This window comes from Streptomyces sp. ISL-99 (assembly GCF_018614005.1).
Lineage (GTDB): Bacteria > Actinomycetota > Actinomycetes > Streptomycetales > Streptomycetaceae > Streptomyces > Streptomyces flavidovirens.
On record NZ_JAGGPC010000030.1, the window covers coordinates 24,235 to 40,130 of the forward strand.

17 protein-coding genes are annotated in these 15,896 nt (G+C 68.7%); 4 read left to right on the forward strand and 13 right to left on the reverse strand.

What is annotated here, in order from left to right; all coding sequences use genetic code 11:
- Positions 1-21: 21 nt before the first annotated feature.
- The 9 genes from J7E91_RS18985 to J7E91_RS19025 all read right to left on the reverse strand — a co-directional run bounded on the left by J7E91_RS18985 (position 22) and on the right by J7E91_RS19025 (position 7,098).
- Positions 22-654, reverse strand: coding sequence for a restriction endonuclease (locus J7E91_RS18985; protein WP_214906474.1), 633 nt, complete (start codon positions 652-654; stop codon positions 22-24).
- Positions 655-701: 47 nt separating this feature from the next.
- Positions 702-905: a hypothetical protein gene (locus J7E91_RS18990; RefSeq protein WP_214906156.1), complete on the reverse strand. Its 204-nt coding sequence runs from the start codon at positions 903-905 to the stop codon at positions 702-704.
- A gap of 368 nt (positions 906-1,273) precedes the next feature.
- Positions 1,274-2,158, reverse strand: coding sequence for a hypothetical protein (locus J7E91_RS18995; RefSeq protein ID WP_214906160.1), 885 nt, complete (start codon positions 2,156-2,158; stop codon positions 1,274-1,276).
- 55 nt (positions 2,159-2,213) lie between these two features.
- On the reverse strand, positions 2,214-2,783 hold the full coding sequence (locus tag J7E91_RS19000) for a 2'-5' RNA ligase family protein (protein WP_214906163.1): 570 nt from the start codon (positions 2,781-2,783) through the stop codon (positions 2,214-2,216).
- Positions 2,784-3,034: 251 nt separating this feature from the next.
- Positions 3,035-3,637 carry a hypothetical protein gene (locus tag J7E91_RS19005; RefSeq protein ID WP_214906166.1) on the reverse strand — a complete coding sequence of 201 codons (603 nt, stop codon included), beginning with the start codon at positions 3,635-3,637 and terminating at the stop codon, positions 3,035-3,037.
- Between the two features lie 719 nt (positions 3,638-4,356).
- Positions 4,357-5,274: a hypothetical protein gene (locus tag J7E91_RS19010; protein WP_214906177.1), complete on the reverse strand. Its 918-nt coding sequence runs from the start codon at positions 5,272-5,274 to the stop codon at positions 4,357-4,359.
- A gap of 88 nt (positions 5,275-5,362) precedes the next feature.
- Positions 5,363-5,902 carry a hypothetical protein gene (locus J7E91_RS19015; RefSeq protein ID WP_214906180.1) on the reverse strand — a complete coding sequence of 180 codons (540 nt, stop codon included), beginning with the start codon at positions 5,900-5,902 and terminating at the stop codon, positions 5,363-5,365.
- Between the two features lie 318 nt (positions 5,903-6,220).
- Entirely contained in the window at positions 6,221-6,463 is a 243-nt protein-coding gene (locus tag J7E91_RS19020; RefSeq protein ID WP_214906184.1) for a hypothetical protein, read from the reverse strand.
- A gap of 203 nt (positions 6,464-6,666) precedes the next feature.
- Positions 6,667-7,098 carry a hypothetical protein gene (locus tag J7E91_RS19025; RefSeq protein WP_214906187.1) on the reverse strand — a complete coding sequence of 144 codons (432 nt, stop codon included), beginning with the start codon at positions 7,096-7,098 and terminating at the stop codon, positions 6,667-6,669.
- A 358-nt stretch (positions 7,099-7,456) separates the two neighbouring features.
- On the opposite strand from J7E91_RS19025, the gene J7E91_RS19030 reads away from it, so the two are divergent.
- Together J7E91_RS19030 and J7E91_RS19035 are read left to right on the forward strand one after the other, a co-directional pair.
- The gene (locus tag J7E91_RS19030; protein WP_214906190.1) at positions 7,457-8,689 is read left to right on the forward strand and encodes a M14 family zinc carboxypeptidase; all 1,233 of its coding nucleotides are present in this window, start codon (positions 7,457-7,459) and stop codon (positions 8,687-8,689) included.
- Between the two features lie 130 nt (positions 8,690-8,819).
- On the forward strand, positions 8,820-9,203 hold the full coding sequence (locus tag J7E91_RS19035) for a DUF6221 family protein (protein ID WP_214906193.1): 384 nt from the start codon (positions 8,820-8,822) through the stop codon (positions 9,201-9,203).
- A 536-nt stretch (positions 9,204-9,739) separates the two neighbouring features.
- On the opposite strand, the gene J7E91_RS19040 is transcribed toward J7E91_RS19035, so the two are convergent.
- Genes J7E91_RS19040 through J7E91_RS19055 form a run of 4 tightly spaced genes read right to left on the reverse strand, consistent with a single transcriptional unit; the run spans position 9,740 to position 13,397 of the window.
- Complete coding sequence (locus J7E91_RS19040; RefSeq protein WP_214906196.1) at positions 9,740-11,176, reverse strand: amidase family protein; 1,437 nt, start codon at positions 11,174-11,176, stop codon at positions 9,740-9,742.
- On the reverse strand, positions 11,173-12,381 hold the full coding sequence (locus tag J7E91_RS19045) for an MAB_1171c family putative transporter (protein WP_214906201.1): 1,209 nt from the start codon (positions 12,379-12,381) through the stop codon (positions 11,173-11,175). The genes J7E91_RS19040 and J7E91_RS19045 overlap by 4 nt, the downstream gene beginning before the upstream one ends.
- On the reverse strand, positions 12,378-12,890 hold the full coding sequence (locus tag J7E91_RS36050) for a hypothetical protein (protein WP_251015910.1): 513 nt from the start codon (positions 12,888-12,890) through the stop codon (positions 12,378-12,380). Before J7E91_RS36050 ends, J7E91_RS19045 begins: the two co-directional genes overlap by 4 nt.
- Before the next feature lie 36 nt (positions 12,891-12,926).
- Entirely contained in the window at positions 12,927-13,397 is a 471-nt protein-coding gene (locus J7E91_RS19055; RefSeq protein WP_374224740.1) for an XRE family transcriptional regulator, read from the reverse strand.
- A gap of 832 nt (positions 13,398-14,229) precedes the next feature.
- Here J7E91_RS19055 and J7E91_RS19060 point away from each other — a divergent pair.
- Positions 14,230-15,123: a helix-turn-helix domain-containing protein gene (locus J7E91_RS19060; RefSeq protein ID WP_214906205.1), complete on the forward strand. Its 894-nt coding sequence runs from the start codon at positions 14,230-14,232 to the stop codon at positions 15,121-15,123.
- 2 nt (positions 15,124-15,125) lie between these two features.
- Positions 15,126-15,839, forward strand: coding sequence for a hypothetical protein (locus tag J7E91_RS19065; protein WP_214906208.1), 714 nt, complete (start codon positions 15,126-15,128; stop codon positions 15,837-15,839).
- Positions 15,840-15,896: the final 57 nt, after the last annotated feature.

Sequence of the window (15,896 nt, forward strand, 5' to 3'; positions counted from 1 at the left end):
ACAGGCCCGCCTCCGGCGGGTCTAAGCGGCGCGTCGCGCTGCTGTCCTGCGCGGTCGGCGGACGGGCAGCCGCAGCAGGTCGTGGAGCGGGACGCCGTCTTCGGCCCACTGCCGCAGCCGCTCGCGGTCGACCCAGTGGACCTGGTGCTGATCGCCCCACGCCTTGGCGTCGCGGGTGAAGCCGCCATTGGTGACCACGACCGCGACATCGGCACCGTGGACGGGCCCGGCGGTCCCCTTGACCTGGTACATCACCTTCGAATCGACCTTCCCGCCGACCGTGGTGTGCTTGGCCTGCAGCACAATCCGGCCCCGCTGAACATGCTGGCCGATGACGTCGGCGGCCTGGTCGCCTTTCTGCCCGACCTGCCGTGCCGACCAGCCGTCGCGGATGAGGAGATCCCGTAGTGCGAACTCGAACTCCGCATCCGAGAGCGCGTCGACCCGGGCGAGCGGGATCTGGAGTACCGCGAGCAGTTCGGCCTGCGCCCGCCGGCGGCGTACTGCACGGAGTTGCTGCCAGCCGAGACCAGCCAACCCCGCGACGGACAGCACGACAGCGACGGGCCACTCACGGACCGCCGCATCCCACGCGGCGCCGACCGCCTTGGCCAGCATGGTCACCACCGCCACGGCGACGAGCGCGGCTGCCATCTGCTCGCGACGCCCGCGGGGCCTGCGCAGCCGCAGCCGGATGCCGCTCACCGGTTCGGTGAAGCGGACACCGACGGTGCAGGGGAGGACGGCTTGTCCGCCTCCGCCTCGCCGAAACCGAAGACCTGCCCCCACAGCCAGACGAAGGCGGCGATGCCGGCGATCGTCCAGCCGCCTAGCTTCTTCCCGCGCGACCCCCTCGGATTGCGTCGGATGTGCTGGCGTACGACGTGGAACCCCTCCGGCGGCATGCCGTTCCCCCTCCTGTGACCTGGCAACCTGATGAGACTGCGCTCCTGGATATGGGTGTATCAGCAGCCACTGACGAAAACTGATGGATCATCACGACAATCGCCCCGCAGCAACGACAAACCGGCCAGAGCAGTCCCGCCGCCCTCGCGGGCGGCGGGAATTTCTCCGTACGACGCCGTGACCTTGAGGTTTCTCACCTCATACGGCATTGGCCACGCCGAGTACACGGTGGGGCCGACGCCGATTTGCCGCTCGCCAGAAGCGAGCTACCTGCGTCAACGCATGAGGGACTGTCCACGGGCCATGGCTCGCAGTTGGCGAGAAAGACGGCCCTGTCAGTGTTGAGCCCCGGCATCGCGAAGGGCGGCTACGTGAGGAGTTGGCTGACACGCAGTCCGAGGATGCGGGTCAACTGCTGGACCAGAATCACCTTGTCGCGGTCAGCGAGAGCGGCGATCTCTCCGGTTACCCGCTGCAGTCGTGCCGGGTCTTGCTGTTGGAGAGCACCGACAGCCGTCTGGATCACCTCCACCAACGCCATGTTCGGGTAGTCCGATCCGGGTTCGACCACGGCCAACGGCACCCCGCTAGTTGCGTCGATTTCGACCAGCACTCCGTCGGCGTGAATCATGGCCTGCGCGGCGACCTGAAGCCACAAGGCGATGACCATCTCCATGGCGTCGACCTTGCTGCCGATCAACGTGGCGGTGCGCTCCCGAGCGTCCTCGTAGTGGCCGGCGGAGTTCGCAGCGATCACCCAGGCCGCTTGTGAGATCAGGCTTGCGTGAGCCGGATCGGACAGCTGAGGCCCGGCGCAGGCATGATGCAGCCGGGCACACTCCAGTAGTCGTTCCACTCCTCCGGCCGCACGCAGGGCCTGGCGTACACCCTGGGCCATTACGCTGAGCATGGCGAAGATGCTGGTGCCATCCAGGTGCTGCAAGGCGTCGCGACAGGCGCGCCAAGCCTGTTCCGTGTCGGACGAGGCCATGCCGTCCACTACCGCCTCGGCATATGGGAGCCAGAGCGTCTGGGGCGCCTTCTGCCGTACCTGCTGGAACACCACGTAGCTGGATGGCCAAGGCAAGGACAGCAGGTCTGCCCAGGCGAGAATCAGTCTGCTGAAGCGACCCGGCTCCTCCAGCTTCCCAAGCAGAGACTGGCTATCCGCGTGGCGGCCCTCAGCGAGCGAGGCGCTCAACTCGTCGGTGACCGCGGCGACAGAGGAGAACCGATCATTCAGCAGAAGCATCCCTACAACGTATCCGGGAAGTGAAAGCCTCTGTCAGCCCCTCTGGTGCCCGAGCTCATCGGCCCAGGGGGATCTCCGCTACCGGCTCCCACGTCATGCGCCACCCGCCGAGTCCGTCGTCGAAGGTCCACGCCACGTCGAGGAGGTGTACGCGGTCGACGCGAAGGCTGGCGCGGCGCGGGAGCACCTTGTTGCGCAGCTCGCTGTTGAGCGGGTCGGACGAAGCCGTGCCGTAGCTGTAGCCGAGTGAGATGTGCGGGCGCCCGCCGGAGTGCTGAAGCGCCTCGTCACCCCGGGCTTTCCGGATCGCTGACCGGATCCGCTCGATGAGGGCAACGGTGCCCTCCTCCGGCCAGACGTCCAGGACTGCCCCCGCAATATTTCCGATGGGGGGACCGGCCTCCGTTGTGAACGCGGGCACGTCCGACAGCTCCGCACGCAAGGCATCCGCGACTTCCGTCAGGGCCGCCTCGTCGTACTCGGCGGACGGCGCATCGGCGAGCATCTCGCATGTGAGGTGCAGGAGGCCGGAGTCGCTCGGGTCACTCCCGCACTGCGGGTCGATCGGGTAGCCACCCAGGATCGGCCGGCACGCCTCAGCAAGGCCAAGCAGCTCGTCATCCACTCCAGGCCGAGGCAGCACGTATACGTGAAGGGCTCGCATCCCGCTCACCCACGGGCGGCCCTGAAACTTCGGCACGAACGGTTCCACGCGTTCCTCCCCGCTACAGCGGACGCCGCTTCGGCGTCCCTTGACCATGGTGACCGTCTGCACCAGGCCGGGGTGCCGCTTTCCAGGATCTTCCTCAACTGCCCCTGGGACAGAGACCACAGCGTCCGGGAGGACGTCCGGCCGGCCACCTGTTCCGCCCCCGGTCAGAAGCGGATGCGCTCGCGGTAGAACGGAGCGAGGACGTGGCGCAGGCCGTTCTCTCCCGCGTGACCGGCACGCAGCGAGCTGTCGTCAAGGTCCCCGTAGGCGGGCTCCTCGTGTACGTAGTCCAGTGCGCGCCAGCGCACCGCGACAGGATCATCGGCATCGTCCAACGCGTGGCCCAGCGCCACAAGTCGAGTTCGGATCTGCTCATGCGTGCGGAGCCTCCCGGCGCCGGGCGCCGAGTCAGCCAGCTCGTCCAGATCCTGAACCGTGATGTCGGCCGGGGCCACGGAGCGTTCACGGGCAAGCAGGTAGAGGCTGACCGCCAAGGCCCCCGCAGCCTCGACGTGGTCGGAGCCGACGTCCAGGGTGGACCAGGGCGGAGTGAACTTCTCGTCCCCGAACACGGGGGCCAGGACGGTGCGCGTCTGTCGCCACGCCTCGGCCCACAGGGGGTTGCCCTCCCGCTCCGCTTGCGTGACCAGCTCGTCCAGGCGGGCGCGGACTGTCAGGACTGCGAAGCTGCCCAAGGGGAGTTCCGCGAGGTGGTCCCACCTGTAGTACCCGAGGTCGAGGTCCTGGTGCATGTAGACGGCGTGCACGCTGCTGACGCTGATTTCCACACGGTTTGGCCGGATCGAGCGAAGGCGGCGGTTGAAGTCGGCGTCATGGACGTCACCGGTGCGTAGTACGCGAGTGTGGAGTGCGGCCACGGACGGTCCGGAGCTGGCCGCAGGGTGATGCCGTCCACGCTGCAGACGGCTTCCCTGACTTGGTTGCTCACGCGTGCGAGCGCCGTCTCCGGGTACATCGCGACGGTCACGGCGCTCGGGCCGGGCCACACTGGGCCCATGTGGACGTCCGCACGTGTGCTGTCCATGGCCAGCTTGTAGCGGACCCGCTCAACCGCGCGCTCCACCTGGTCCCGAGTCAGGAGGTGGTGGATACCCAGTACCGTCCAGTGCAGCCACTCGGCAGGCACGGTCCCTACCTGGTCCCCGTGCTCGGCCAGCAGTTCATGGTGCGCCCGTGTGTACTCCACGTACGCCGGGTCATCCAGCTTGGCCACGAAGTGCAGATACGGGCCCTGCGCCCATGTCCTCTTCGGAGAGAAGAAGCTCTCCACGCCCCCACCTTTCCCTTGTCGGGATACGCATTGCGACACCTGCACGCTACCCAACAGTGCGGAATGCCGCCCAAGCTGCCTGACAGGCGGCCAAGTTGAGCCCCGGAGGCCCTGTGAGGAGCTGTCTGCCGAGTTGTTCACCGTCCGACTTCGAGTGCCAGACCGGCGGCGGGGACGGCGGCCTCACAGCCGCCGTCATGACGAGCGGCTCGGGGCCGTACGGATAGCGAGCATGAGGGTGCGGTACTGCTCCAGGAGCAGGTTGTGACTGACGCGGGTGCCGGTCGCGGGGAGATGGGCGAGGGCCTTGGCGATGCTCGTGCTGGCCTCGGGTTGATGGCCGACCATATGCTGACCTGTCGCGAGCCAGTACCAGCAGCTATGCGAATTGGGGAGCTCGCGTACTGCCTGCGAAGCCCAGGACACGAGCAGCGGTCCTTGCTCGATGAAGGGGTGGGCGACACCGAGCCCGTTGAGCAGCAGGTCGAGTGCGGCCTTCGAGCCGGCGCGCCGCTTCCACGCCTGCTCGGCCCTCATCTGCGCGTACGCGCGGGTCCATTGCGGTGACCCGAGTATGGCGAACGCGAGCAGGGCGTGCTCCAGGGGCCGGAGAAGGTCGGACTCCTCGCGTCCTGCCAGCAGGAGTGCGTGCACGTCGTCGAAGCGGAACGCCGTTCGTGCCCGCCCGACCTGATACAGGCGGGAGAACTCGGTGACGGCCTCGGGCTGATCCTGGGAATGGGCCAGATATTGGGCCGTCTCGCCGAGCGGGTCTCTGCCGAAGTCCGCGGCCGTCAGGAAGCCGAAGCCCATCGCCCAGATCTCAGCCGTGTCGCGCTGCCACGGGTCGGCGACCCGGCTGAGAATCCAGTTCCCGCACGCCGTGGCGGTCTCGAGCCCGGGGTCGGCCAGGAATCTCCTTCTCCAGAAGCGATCTGCGCAGATGAAGAACGCGTCCGAATCCAGGTCCGTTGAGGCGATGTCGAACGGTGGCTCGGCCTCGGCCGCTACCAACTCAGCGGAGATCGCTTCGCAGAGCGCATCTCGCTCACGCGGATCTGTCGGCGCCGCCCGCAACCGGGCTCGCACCGAATCGGCATCGCTTGCCTCCACGCGTCCCCCGTATGACCCCGTCGAGCGTTCGGCCAGGATGGTATCCGGCACGAGGCGCGTCTGCGGCGCTCGGACCCGAATACTCCGATCAGTGCGGACTGCCCAATGGGTTGGTGACCGCCTCGATCAGCTTCGCACTCCAGTCGATGCTGTCCGGCGGCGGCACCGTGGTGACCAGCGGCAGCATGGGCATACCGGCCGGCAGGGGATCGATCAGGCGAGGAGTCACGCCCCCGGCCGCGTACACCTGGTGGACGCCCCGCCCCCATGCGGCACCGTCGCGCAATCCTCCGCAGAACCGGACGGTCTGATCCTGCATCGACCAGCTGAAGTCCGCTCCGTACCAGCCGAAGTCGAGATGTGGAACCACCCAGTACAGCCAGGAAGGCCGTGATACGGGGTGGTCACCGAGTGCGGGGCGGAGCGGTGACCAAACCTCCACAGCTCCGCCGCCTCGGATGAGGTGGCGGACGGTGTTTCCCAAGTGGTCGACGGGGTGGCCGAAGGGATAGGCGACTTCCTTGTCGTCCGTGGATCCAGGGAGGGTCAGATACAACTCGGCGCGGAGCGGCGGCACTGGCATCGACATGTCGGCGTCGGACATCGCCATGTCGTACCGGTCGCTCACCTGGACTCGCGTGGTGAGGCCGCCCGAAGACAAACTCCTGCCCGCGAACCGGAACCCCGCGGTCTAGCGCTGTGAGCCGACTGACCGTGCCGAGGATCTCGAAATGCCGCATCTCATCCGCCATGATCCGAAGGTAACTCCGCTGTCGGGCACACATGGCCGGATTCGCGAACCTGGCGAACTCGACTGCAAATCAGCCGATTTGGCGCGCGCCCGGCATTCCCGGCAGCGGCCGAGTAGCACCCTGTCCCATCGGGCTCAAGACAGCCAGGGCATCGTACGAGGACGGCTCGTTACACGCCGCAATCCCGGCGTCCGTCACGCGTCCGGGCCACGCCGGGAGCGCTCGCAAAGCTCGCGACGCATCAGCTTCCGGCGCTCCTCCTTTATCTTGTTGTTCACTTCCGCCTGGAGCACCAACTGGCCCCCGATGGCGATCGAACCCATCAGGACGCCCGCGTACGAGGCGGGGGCGGGCAGGAACCATCCGGCGGCACACCCTGCGAGCCCGAAGCACCCCAGCAGCACGGTCCGCACGGAGTCGGTGTCGCGGCGCGGCATAGTGGATCCCCTCATCCTGTGGGCGTTTGCGCCCCGTACGTCCGTCTCCAGGACGCTCGAAGGCGGCGCCCGCCCTGAACCCTAGCAAGGGCCAAAACTCCTGGTGGGACAGCTTCACGCCCCGTCACCGTGCACGGCGGAAATGCTAGGCACGTGATGCCCGTGAACCCGGACGCCGGTGTTCGGGAGTCGCGAGAGAAGGTTCAGGCGGTGTCGGACACTGCCGAAGGCGCGCGGTCGGCGAGCAGGTCTTCGCTGACGTCACCCGCCGAGAGCGCGCCGGCGGGGGAACCCAGGGCACTGCGGGCCGAGGCAAGGAACGCAGTCCTCGCCTGCTCCACCTCGCTGGACGGGATGCCGCCGTCACGTTGAGCGAGCGAGGCAAGGTGCCGAGCAGTCTCGACGACGTTGCCGGGGCCGACTAGCTCCAGGACGTCCAGGGCACCGGTGACAGTCCTCCGTTCCTCCACCGTCGATATGCCGGTCATGCCGAGTGCGGCATCAACGCGTACCAGGAGCTCAAGGTAGGCCGGACGGCGCGCTTCCCGCTCGCGCTGGACCCTGGCGGCGTCATTCCTCAGAGCCAGGAGGGCTGCCGCGAGCGGCTGTGCACCCGTTGGCGTCTTGATCTTCATGGGCCTAGCGAACCATGCAGTGGTCAAACCGCCCGCTGCCGCCGCCCCCGCGGCCAGAAGCGCAATCTCCCAAGGACTCATGCCGCAATGCTGCCAGGGCACGGCCTCTCCCGTACCGGTATCCGCTCTCGGCGACCGTTCGCATACGTGGCCCCATCGCCAGGAAGCGACAGCCGCGCTTGGGCGCAAACACTCGCAACTCCCTGGTCCGCCGGGCGAGAACGGTGCAAATCTCGGCAACTTCCGCGAGATCAAGCTGGGTTCGGCGCAACTATCCGCAACTCCATAGCCACGGGACGCAGTGCTGCACCAGACTCACGGCCGACCACATCACCACCCCTGACCTGGGAGTGTTCCCGTGAGCCCTGCGCACGCCTACCTCGGCGACCGCCCGCCCACCGTCGACGAGCTGACCGCCGAGGTCGCCGCCCTCGCCCGCGAGCATGCGGACGTCTGCGAGCTCGTCACGATCGGGAAGTCCCGGCACGGCGAGCCCCTCACCATGCTGATCGTTCCCGGCGACGGCCCGAGCATCCAGGTAGTTGGCGGTCCGCACTGCAATGAGCCGGTGGCCTTGGCGACCGTGCTGGCGCTGGCGCGGTACGTGGTGAGCCACCCCGATGCCCGACGCTGCTCCTGGTACATCCTGCCGATCATCGACCCCGACGGCGCACGCCTGAACGAGGCATGGTGGTCGACGGCCGGCGCACCGACCCTGGAGTCGTACCACCGGAAGTTCTTCCGTCAGGCGGAGGCGGACCAGCCCGACTGGGGCCTTCCTCGCACCGGCTTCGACGTGGTGCTGCCCGAGAGCCGGGCCGTCGCCGACGCCATCGACCGGGCTGCCCCGAACGGCTTGATCAGTCTTCACAACAGCGACAGCGGGGGAACGTTCTGCCTTGCCGCCACGCCCGACCCGGCGCTCGTGCCGATCCTGGAGCGGGCCTCCGCCCGCCACAAGCTGCCGGTGGAGGCCGTGCCGTCGGACGCGATCGAGTGGGAGTCGCCCGGCCCCGGCGTCCACGTCCTGCCGCCCGCTGAGCAGATGGCCCCCGCCCCCGGGAACGGACGGCGGCCGTTCGGCGCCAGCAGCGTGCACCACGCCCACGCGCGCGGCGCCAGCCTCGCCTTCGCAACCGAGACGCCGATGTGGACCAGCGGTCGCCACGACTTCCCCGCCGAGTACGCCGCCCGGCACCTGGAGGACACGGCGGCCGTCCTCGCCCCCGCCGCCGCGCTCCTGACACCCCGCGAGGACAACCCCTTCCTGCCCGCCATCACCGACAGGCTCGGCATCCACGCCATGATGGCCGCCGCCTACCGGCGCAACCCGGAGGGCGGATCTGGGCAGGACCTCGCCCACCTCGGCCCGCTGCGCACCACCGGGATGCTCCTGCGCGCCCTCGACGCCGAGCTGGCCCGCGGCGCCGCCCCGGCACTCAAGGACGCGCGGGACGAGATCGAAGGCCACTTCGTCCGCTGGCTCGCCGCCGCGGAGACCGCGCTGCGGCCCGAGCCGATCCCCCTCGCCCGTACGGCCGGCTTCCAGCTCGACATGATCCTCTCGGCCGTTGACGCCGTGACCGGATGACACGCGACCGCCGTCTGCGCTCAACATGCCGACCACACGAGGGAAGACGAAATGTCTTGGCTGCGACTCCTACTGCCCCACCCAGATCGCTAGGCTGCGGCCCATCTACTCACGTGACACAGGGGGCCTGATGGACGCACTGCTGGACTTCGTTGCGGCAAACCTCGACGCCGACGAGACCGAGCTGTTCGGCGAGACGACCCCCCGCCAGCCGATGACCGACGATGACCTAATCCTGTCGTCGGAAGACTGGAACCACATCGTATTCGGACGGAAGCGCACGGCAACGCCTGAGTACAGGGCAACGATCCAGGCCAGGCGGCGCGCCCTGTCGTATCACGAACACTGGTGCGACGGGGACTGCATGGGTGCGCTCGGGCCGGACCCGTCGTACTACGAGGCAGTCCGGATCGTGGCCTGCGCTTACGCTGACCGGCCAGGATTTCAGGCACGGTGGCGCGTCGCACGACGCTCCGGTGACCGAGCCCCGGGCCGCTCCAGCAACGCGGGGTGACGACTTTCGTCGCGGACGGTTTCGCTCGTCCGCTACTCGGCCGAGCGAGACCGTCGTTTCAGGTTCACCGTGCCGACCGTACGAGGCACGGCACGCCCCGACCGTGCCGGTGAGCGCCGAGTGAACGGTGAGCCTTGGCCGGACCTGGCTGATCTCCGCCACCATGTTGAGGTCAGCAAGACTGATCACACCGCCGTGTAGCGTGCGAAGAACTCGGTCTCGGCCTCTGAGATGCGGCGCGGGGCGCCCGTCTCCAGGTTGTAGGCGGCCAACTTCGTGGTGGCCTCGGCGTACGTGTGCTCGCCGTCCCTGATCGTGTGCGGCGAGCGGTGAGACGCCAGCCCATGAGCGTGAAACCCCCGGCCCCTTGATCGGACTCAACCGGGCCGAGGAGGTCCGCCTCATCCCCGGCCGGTACGGCGTCGGCTGCCCCGGGGACACCTATTGCGATGGGGAAGCGTCCGTCGTCATGGCGGTGCGGGCGTAACCCGTGCTGCACCTCCGTTGGCCGATCCGCGCGCCGCTGGCCTACTGCGTCAAAGACTGGTTCCCTCGGCTATCCCTCCGAGGAGCGGCGCCAGGTATTCGGCCATTGCGAGCAAGGTCCGGTCCGAATAGGTCGGTCCCACGAGCTGCACGCCGATCGGGAGGCCGTCCGCGTCCCGCGCCACAGGCATGACCAGGCTGGGAAGACCAACGTGGCTGGTGAGGTTGGCCCAGCCGGTCTGGTCGAAGAAGCTCCGCTCGAGGCCGTCGACCGTGAGAGCGCGGGTGTCGGCCGGGATCGCCGCGGTGGGAGCGGCGGGGGTGATGAGGACATCGTGGTCGGCGTCGGCAAAGAACCGGTGCCATGTCTCCCGAAGCAGGTGGCGCTCTTCGTTGGCGCGGAGCCAGGCGCGGTGTGTCTGCGTTCGGTGGCGGAGGAAGGTGGCCCGTGGGCTCGCGTCCTCCTCGTGCAGGTCGCGCGCTGCCGCGAGTTCGGCCGCGCCGGCTTCGTCGTTGGTGACGGCCGTTGCGGTGGCGTGGAGGAGCTGCTCGAAGAGGCGGAGAGAGTCGGTGAAGCCGACCGGTCCCGTGGTGCGGCGGACGTTCGTACCGGCGGAGGCCAGTGCCTGCTCGACGGTGGCGAGAGCATGGGCAGTTTCGCGGTCGACGGGGCAGGACATGTCCTCGGCCCACACCGCTACACGGAGCTGGCCGACTGCGCGACGCGCCGAAGGCAGCTTCACGAGCCAAGGGCTGTTCTCGGCGGGTGACGGCGTGGTCAGCGCGTCGAGGAGCAGTCCCAGATCGCGGGGATGGCGGGCCAGAGGGCCGGGGGTGACCATGTCGCTGCTGGTTATCCATCCCGGGGGACGCGGGATGTGGCCGCGGGCCGGGACGAGCCCGTGCGTGGGGCGCAGGCCGTAGACGCCGCAGTAGTGAGCGGGGAGCCTCAGTGAGCCGGCTAGGTCGCTGCCGAGGTCGGCGGGGGTCAGATGTGCGGCGACGGCGGCGGCGGGGCCGCCGGAGGAGCCGCCGACAGTGCGCTTGGGGTCGTGGGGGTTGAGCGTGGGGCCGAACAGGCTGTTGTCGGTGTGCAGGTCCTGGCAGTACGCCGGGGTGTTCGTCTTCCCCATGATCACGGCCCCTTGGTGGCGGAGCCGGGCGACCGCGTCGGCGTCTCGTGTGGGTACGTGATCCGTCAGGTCCTCGGCGCCGCTGGTGGTGCGCAGGCCGGCCGTCTCGAAACTGTCCTTGATCGTAAGAGGAAGGCCATCGAGAGCTCCGCTGCTCTCGTTGCGGGCGCGGCGTTCGTCGGCCGCGTGCGCGGCAGCTCGGGCCGCGCCGTCGTCACGGGTAACGACGGCGTTCACGTGGCTCGCGTCGATCCGGGCGAGGTGGAGGTCCAGCAGCTCGCGGCTGGAGATCTCGCGACGGTCCAGTGCGCGGAGCTGAACGTGGGCGGGCTGGTGGGTGAGGTCGATCGTCATGCGGAGACTCGCTCAAGGTGGGGGGCTCGTGCGGGCTGGCGGGGAAGGTGGCGAGCGACATCGAGGAGAGCATCGATGTCGTCCATGGGCCGACTGGTCTGGCGTTCGGAGTCGGCGAATTCGGTGAGCTGGTCGGGCGCCGGGCGGGTACCTGCGGCCCGGGCAGCGATTCCGGCGAGGATCTGGTCGGCGGTGACGGCTGCGGACAGCTCCTGGCCGTGCAGCCCTCGGGCCCGGTGGTGGTCTTCGCTGGACTCGCGGACCGCGGCATCGAGATACCGGCGGATCACGAACCGGCCGTCCCGGATCTCGACTGCTCGCCGGTAGAGCCGGATCGAGATGCGGCGGAAGCGGCGCCTCTGGGCCGGGTCGACTCGGTCGATGGGCAGCTCGATCTCGGGTGCTTCGCTGTAGAACGCCAGCCACAGGGGGCGCAGGCCGTAATAGCAGCGGTACTGCTTGATCCGGTATTGGACGCTCTGGGCCTGGTCGCTGATGGTGGGCACGAGCCAGCCGATCAGTGTGAGCATGGCGCCGACATCGCCGCAGGTCCAGGCGAAGCCCTCCCATTCTGCGAGGGAGGTGTCGAAGGCGCCGGCGATCACGTTGCCGATGCGGACCGCGCTGTATCCGAGGGTGACGGTAGCTCCGAGGGCGACGATGCGCAGGCCGACGCGGACGGACCCGCGGGTGCTGCGTCGGGCCAGGCGCCAGCAGGCGCGGGCGAGGAACAGTTCACCGATGGTGTAGGCCGTGACGTACAGGGTGAGGTACGCGGCGTACCAGTCGTCGTGCGCGTAGTACAGCGTGAAGTCGATCGGATGCGGCGCGCTGGGCGTCAGCAGGGCGAACAGCACCAGCAGTCCGGCGATCACCGCGAAGCCGGCCCCGAGCCACCGGCGGCTCCGCCGGCGGGCGACCTCAGGTGGGGACCCCCAGTAGGTGAGGACCACCTGCTGACAGGCCAGCAGCGCGACCACGCACCCCTGCGCGAGGGGCACGGAGAGGTTGACGGTGCCGAGCACGCGGTCGAGGTAGTTCCACATCGGGGTGATGGAGAACAGGAACGAAAGCCCTGACAGCAGGAAGACGGCGGCCAGCGCGGTGGAGGCGGGATCACGGCGGCGGGTCGGCACGTCCCGCAGGAGGCAGAGGAAGCCGAGCGTGGCGACGACGAGGCTGATCGGATGGAGCAAGTCCTTCACGGTCGGGCCTCCCGTCGGCGCAGGAGCGTGTGCGTGACCCGGTCCTGGACTTCGTCCCCGGAGGACTCGTCGCTGCGCAGCCACCGGTCGATGATCCGGCGCTGGAGCAGCGAGGCGAGGATCTCGGTGTCCCGCTCCTCGTCCTCGTCGTACTTCGTGCGCCCCAACATCATCTCCACGGTGGCCGAGCCCACGCTGGTGAAGATCGTTGAGGAGAGGGCGGACGCCGGGCGGTTTTTGTGATGGCCGAGCAGCAGGTGGCTGAACTCGTGGGCGATGATGTGGTCCTGATGCAGGGAGCTGGTCCGCGGGTCGTAGTACACGTGGAAGGCACTCTCCGTGACGGCGCAGGCCCCGCACACGGAGGGTGCCTGCTCACGGGGCTCTAGGACCACATTCCGTCCCGTGCGGCGTGAGACCTCGTCGCTGAGATCGCGGATATTGGTGACGTGCGGGAGCTTCAGCTCGGCCAAGAGGTCAGGCCGGCGCAGCCTACGTGCGGACCACATTACTTTTCCTTGATCACTTACTGAACTAAGGCCGTTTTACGCGCCAGTTGAGGGTGGCAACCCCTCGGATTTTCGTACGCTCTCGACGATCCCCAGGACGGCTTCTTTTCCGTCTGCGGAGACGTCGGATAGGCGAAGAAGAACGTTCTTGATCTTCGCGTCGCGAAGCAGTGCGAGCAACTCAAGCTCCTGCACTGTCTTTTCGGCAACGGCATCATCAAACCAGTAAGCGGGATCCACTCCGAAAAACCCTGCGAGCGCTTCGAGATGACGCTTCGTCGGGTTATCGCGCTGCCCTGTCCGCAGGAGCCACAGGTACTGGGCCGACAGCTTGCCCAGCCCCCGCCTCTCCATCAGTTCGGCCACTTCAGCGTTGCTGAAGGGGCCGCGATTGGGCGGGTGCACTGTGTCGAACAGGCGGTTCAGGCGGTCCATGAGCCCTTTGGGGTCCATCTGGCCTTCGATCGACTCTTCCATGATCCTTTTCCGGGCGGGGTTCATATTCACTTCAACCACCCTACCTCGCGATAAACACCAGTTGACGAGCCGATCCCGCGTATGGAAAGTTCTTCCTCGCCAGCACGTTTCTGCGTGGCACGCACCGCCTGTTTTCAGGTCGGCCTGTCCTTTTCTACCGGCAGGAGTGCGCTGGGCGACGTGGCGTGAGCCACATTCTCCTGGCGACGTACGTCACGTCTGGCACCCCAGAATTTGATCTTCAACCGGAAAGCGCGGAGGCGACCGTGGAAACACCTCATCCACATCGCATTTCCGCTGTGGGAAGTATCAGACACCCACTCCAATTCGGACACAATGGCACGCTCTCGACGTTCGGGGCAACCGCGGCAACGGTGCTCCTCGACGCCGGAGGGCGACCCGCACCGAGCCCCACGCGCGGCCCTGACCGCGGATCGTCCGGTGACTCTCTGCAACCAGTACAGAGTTTACGAACCAAGTCTGGATCTTGACAGGGGTCCGTGCGTATGTTCGTCGTCCCCGGGCAGCCCGCCCGCGACGGATGGACGTGAGGAGCCAGCAAGCACGGACCGGACCAGAAGGTCCACAAATAGCGACGGCGCCCGAGAGCGGAACTCACGGACGCCGAACGCGCTTAGCGGCATACCCGCCCCGGCAAGGGCGGCGACTGCCCACCATCACCACGCTGAGTCCTTCCGACGGGCGCACCAGCGTGGCAACACTGCAAAGGGGAGTATCGCATGCCTCCTGCCCTGCGTAAAAGGCCGTTCCGTACGGCCTGCGCGGCAGCCACCTCCGCCTCAGCGCCTCAGCGCCCCGAGCCGGAGCACTCCATCCCGGCCCGCCCCACCGGGGGCGGCCGATGAGCGGCGAAGCCCGCGAGTGGGTGTGGGAGAACAGCTCCAGCCGAGGGGCCGCGCGCCTGGTCCTGCTCTCGATCGCCGACCGGGTGGCCGACGACCAGTGCATTTCCTGGGCCTCGCTGTCCAGCCTGGCCAAGCGCACGCGCGCCTCGGTCTCCACGGTGCGCGAAGCCGTCGAGCGCCTGATCCTCGCCGGCGAGCTGGAACAGCTCGACGACCTCGTAGGACCGCAGCGCAGCACGGTCTACCGCCTGCCCCTCGCCGCCGAGGCCGTCATACAGGCCCGGCGAGAGCAGCCGGAGGACGACGACGCGGCGGTGTCTGACGAGCCCGCGGCTCCGGCGAAGCTCCGCCTCTCGGCCCTCCGGCGGTACGGAATCCGCCCCCGTGAGGTGCCGGAATCCCCCGCGAGGGCCCGGAAACCGGCAGTACCGGAAACCGGCAGGTCGCGACGGAAACCGGCACCCCGGCGTACCGGCCACCGGCACAGCGATGTACCGGCTACCGGCATACAGAACCGTAGTGAACCTGATTTGAACCGGAGGTACAGCAGTAGTGGTGCTGCCGTCACCTCGGCTGCCGAGTGGCAGGTCGACCCAGCCACCGACGCCTGGCTCCGCCAGCAGGGACACCTCGACCGCCTCGGCGAGCAGGGCCTGCAGGCCGCCGACGCGAAGTGGCGAGCTCACCGAGCCGACTTCAAGCCGAGGCCGGCAGACGCCTGGACTTCCGACTGGCGGTCCTGGATCGCCCGAGAGCACGCCCCTGGCCGCCCGAACCTCCACGCCGTGCCCGGCAAGAACAGCGCCGCGCCTGGCGGGATGACGCGGGCCGAGGCCCACACCGCCGCCCTTCTCGCCGCCCTCGACGAGCCGACCGGAACGGAGGGCTGACCATGGACCGCCGCGAAATCGCCGCCCTGCTGGCCTACATCGGCCGACTCGACCCCCGCACCATCCGCACCGACCAGGGCGAAGCACGCGACCAGCTCGCCCAGTGGCACGAGCTGCTCGGCGACGTGCCGATGGCCACCCCGCACGGCTGGGACGTCCGCGTCGCCGCCCGCCAGCACATCCGCACCTCGCCGTACCCGATCCTGCCCGCGGACGTCGCCCGCCCGTGGGAGAGCTACCGGCGCGACCGCCTGGCCCGGCACTCCGACCCCACGCCGTCCGTCGATCCGGACGATCAGGCCGCCTGGACCGCCGAGCTGGTCGGCACCCGCCACGCCGTCGCCACCGGCACCGCGCAGCCCGCCCAGGCCCGAGCGATCACCACCGGTCGCGACGGGGTCAATCCGAGGCTGGAGGCGAGGCTGCGGGAGATCGGCTCCTGCATACCGCCCGCCGCCCGAGCAGCCCTCGCGCCCTACCGGCCCGCCCGAGCGGCACGCGAGGCAGCCGTCGCGCAGGGTCTGCCGGACGCTCTGAGCGTCCGGTGCGAGTGGTGCCTGGCCCAGCCCGGCGAGCCGTGCCGCCGCCGGAGGATCGGCCCCGACGGCGGTGCCCGTGGCACCGCCCCGTGCGCAACTCATCCCAGCCGCCTCGACCTCGCCGCCGCCCAGCAGGCCGAGCAGACCGAGCAGGTCCAGCAGCCCGCCGTGGCCTGACCTGCGCGCAAGGCCGGTGCATCCCGTCCGGTGCACCGCCCTCCCCACACCACCGTC

Bases quoted from the DNA above. Each gene is read 5' to 3' on its own strand.
- J7E91_RS18985 (WP_214906474.1), bottom strand. From the start codon at position 654: ATGGCAGCCGCGCTCGTCGCCGTGGCGGTGGTGACCATGCTGGCCAAG.
- J7E91_RS18990 (WP_214906156.1), bottom strand. From the start codon at position 905: ATGCCGCCGGAGGGGTTCCACGTCGTACGCCAGCACATCCGACGCAAT.
- J7E91_RS18995 (WP_214906160.1), bottom strand. From the start codon at position 2,158: ATGCTTCTGCTGAATGATCGGTTCTCCTCTGTCGCCGCGGTCACCGAC.
- J7E91_RS19020 (WP_214906184.1), bottom strand. From the start codon at position 6,463: ATGCCGCGCCGCGACACCGACTCCGTGCGGACCGTGCTGCTGGGGTGC.
- J7E91_RS19025 (WP_214906187.1), bottom strand. From the start codon at position 7,098: ATGAAGATCAAGACGCCAACGGGTGCACAGCCGCTCGCGGCAGCCCTC.
- J7E91_RS19035 (WP_214906193.1), top strand. From the start codon at position 8,820: ATGGACGCACTGCTGGACTTCGTTGCGGCAAACCTCGACGCCGACGAG.
- J7E91_RS19040 (WP_214906196.1), bottom strand. From the start codon at position 11,176: ATGACGATCGACCTCACCCACCAGCCCGCCCACGTTCAGCTCCGCGCA.
- J7E91_RS36050 (WP_251015910.1), bottom strand. From the start codon at position 12,890: ATGTGGTCCGCACGTAGGCTGCGCCGGCCTGACCTCTTGGCCGAGCTG.
- J7E91_RS19060 (WP_214906205.1), top strand. From the start codon at position 14,230: ATGAGCGGCGAAGCCCGCGAGTGGGTGTGGGAGAACAGCTCCAGCCGA.
- J7E91_RS19065 (WP_214906208.1), top strand. From the start codon at position 15,126: ATGGACCGCCGCGAAATCGCCGCCCTGCTGGCCTACATCGGCCGACTC.